This window comes from Alkalibacillus haloalkaliphilus (genome assembly GCF_007991275.1).
In the GTDB taxonomy this organism is placed as follows: Bacteria; Bacillota; Bacilli; order Bacillales; family Alkalibacillaceae; genus Alkalibacillus; species Alkalibacillus haloalkaliphilus.
The window spans coordinates 1-2970 of record NZ_BJYA01000028.1; the positions used below are offsets into that span (position 1 = coordinate 1).

General features: G+C 52.8%; 1 rRNA gene. It reads left to right on the forward strand.

The features are described 5' to 3' along the window. The first annotated feature begins 3 nt into the window (after positions 1–3). A 23S ribosomal RNA gene (locus AHA02nite_RS14885) occupies positions 4–2932 on the forward strand. The last annotated feature ends 38 nt before the right edge of the window (positions 2933–2970 follow it).

The window sequence follows — 2970 nt, forward strand, 5'->3', positions numbered from 1 at the left end:
GTAAGTTAAGTGAATAAGGGCGCACGGTGGATGCCTTGGCACTAGGAGTCGATGAAGGACGGGACAAACACCGATATGCCTCGGCGAGCTGTAAGTAAGCTACGACCCGGGGATTTCCGAATGGGGAAACCCACTGCCCGTAATGGGGCAGTATTCAACACTGAATACATAGGTGTTGAAAGACAACTCGGGGAACTGAAACATCTCAGTACCCGAAGGAAGAGAAAGCAAACGCGATTTCCTGAGTAGTGGCGAACGAAACGGAATCAGCCCAAACCAAGGCGCATGCGTCTTGGGGTTGTAGGACACTCCATACGGAGTTACCAAGAAAGTGAGTAGGTGAAGTGATCTGGAAAGGTCAGCCAAAGAAGGTAACAGCCCTGTAGCTGAAACTCACTTTCCTCCGGAGTGGATCCTGAGTACGGCGGAACACGTGTAATTCCGTCGGAATCTGGGAGGACCATCTCCCAAGGCTAAATACTCCCTAGTGACCGATAGTGAACCAGTACCGTGAGGGAAAGGTGAAAAGTACCCCGGAAGGGGAGTGAAATAGAACCTGAAACCGTGTGCCTACAAGTAGTCGAAGCCCGTTAATGGGTGACGGCGTGCCTTTTGTAGAATGAACCGGCGAGTTACGATTACGAGCAAGGTTAAAGGGAAGACCTGGAGCCGCAGCGAAAGCGAGTCTGAATAGGGCGAATGAGTTCGTGATCGTAGACCCGAAACTGTGTGATCTACCCATGTCCAGGGTGAAGGTAAGGTAACACTTACTGGAGGCCCGAACCCACGTATGTTGAAAAATGCGGGGATGAGGTGTGGGTAGCGGTGAAATGCCAATCGAACACAGAGATAGCTGGTTCTCTCCGAAATAGCTTTAGGGCTAGCCTCAACGTGAGAGTCTTGGAGGTAGAGCACTGATTGGACTAGGGGCCCCTATCGGGTTACCGAATTCAGTCAAACTCCGAATGCCAATGACTTATCGTTGGGAGTTAGACTATGGGTGATAAGGTTCATAGTCGAAAGGGAAACAGCCCAGACCGCCAGCTAAGGTCCCTAAGTATGTGTTAAGTGGAAAAGGATGTGGCGTTGCTCAGACAACCAGGATGTTGGCTTAGAAGCAGCCATCATTTAAAGAGTGCGTAATAGCTCACTGGTCGAGTGACGCTGCGCCGAAAATGTACCGGGGCTAAACACATCACCGAAGCTGCGGACTGTCCGTAGGACAGTGGTAGGAGAGCGTTCTAAGGGCGTTGAAGTCAGACCGTGAGGACTGGTGGAGCGCTTAGAAGTGAGAATGCCGGTATGAGTAGCGAAAAAGAAGTGAGAATCTTCTTCACCGTAAGCCTAAGGTTTCCTGAGGAAGGCTCGTCCGCTCAGGGTAAGTCGGGACCTAAGCCGAGGCCGAATGGCGTAGGCGATGGATAACAGGTTGAAATTCCTGTACCACCTCCTTTCCGTTTGAACAACGGGGGGACGCAGGAGGATAAGGGAAGCGTGCCATTGGATGTGCACGCCCAAGCAGAGAGTGTGATGGATAGGCAAATCCGTCCATCTTACGCATGATCTGTGATGGGGAGGGAACATAAGTACCGAAGTCCCTGATTTCACACTGCCAAGAAAATCCTCTAGTGAGGAAAGAGGTGCCCGTACCGCAAACCGACACAGGTAGGCGAGGAGAGTATCCTAAGGTGATCGGGAGAACTCTCGTTAAGGAACTCGGCAAAATGACCCCGTAACTTCGGGAGAAGGGGTGCTCACCTAGACTACGGTCTAGGGAGCCGCAGTGAAAAGGCCCAAGCGACTGTTTATCAAAAACACAGGTCTCTGCGAAGCCGCAAGGCGAAGTATAGGGGCTGACACCTGCCCGGTGCTGGAAGGTTAAGGGGATGCGTTAGTCCTTCGGGACGAAGCGTTGAACCGAAGCCCCAGTAAACGGCGGCCGTAACTATAACGGTCCTAAGGTAGCGAAATTCCTTGTCGGGTAAGTTCCGACCCGCACGAAAGGTGCAACGACTTGGGCACTGTCTCAACGAGAGACCCGGTGAAATTATACTATGCGTGAAAATGCGCATTACCCGCGACAGGACGGAAAGACCCCGTGGAGCTTTACTGTAGCCTGATATTGAATGTTGGTACAGCTTGTACAGGATAGGTGGGAGCCTTAGAAACCGGAGCGCTAGCTTCGGTGGAGGCGCCGGTGGGATACCACCCTGGCTGTACGGACATTCTAACCCAGAACCGTGATCCGGTTCGGAGACAGTGTCAGGTGGGCAGTTTGACTGGGGCGGTCGCCTCCTAAAGAGTAACGGAGGCGCCCAAAGGTTCCCTCAGAATGGTTGGAAATCATTCGAAGAGTGTAAAGGCAGAAGGGAGCTTGACTGCGAGACCTACAAGTCGAGCAGGGACGAAAGTCGGGCTTAGTGATCCGGTGGTTCCGCATGGAAGGGCCATCGCTCAACGGATAAAAGCTACCCCGGGGATAACAGGCTTATCTCCCCCAAGAGTCCACATCGACGGGGAGGTTTGGCACCTCGATGTCGGCTCATCGCATCCTGGGGCTGTAGTCGGTCCCAAGGGTTGGGCTGTTCGCCCATTAAAGCGGTACGCGAGCTGGGTTCAGAACGTCGTGAGACAGTTCGGTCCCTATCCGTCGTGGGCGTTGGAAATTTGAGAGGAGCTGTCCTTAGTACGAGAGGACCGGGATGGACACACCGCTGGTGTACCAGTTGTTCCGCCAGGAGCATCGCTGGGTAGCTACGTGTGGTCGGGATAAGTGCTGAAAGCATCTAAGCATGAAGCCCCCCTCAAGATGAGATTTCCCATCGCTTCGAGCGAGTAAGATCCCTCAGAGACGATGAGGTAGATAGGTTCGAGGTGGAAGCGTGGTGACACGTGGAGCTGACGAATACTAATCGATCGAGGACTTAACTTAAACAAAAAAGTGAAAAGCGCGTCTTCGACTTTGGTTGA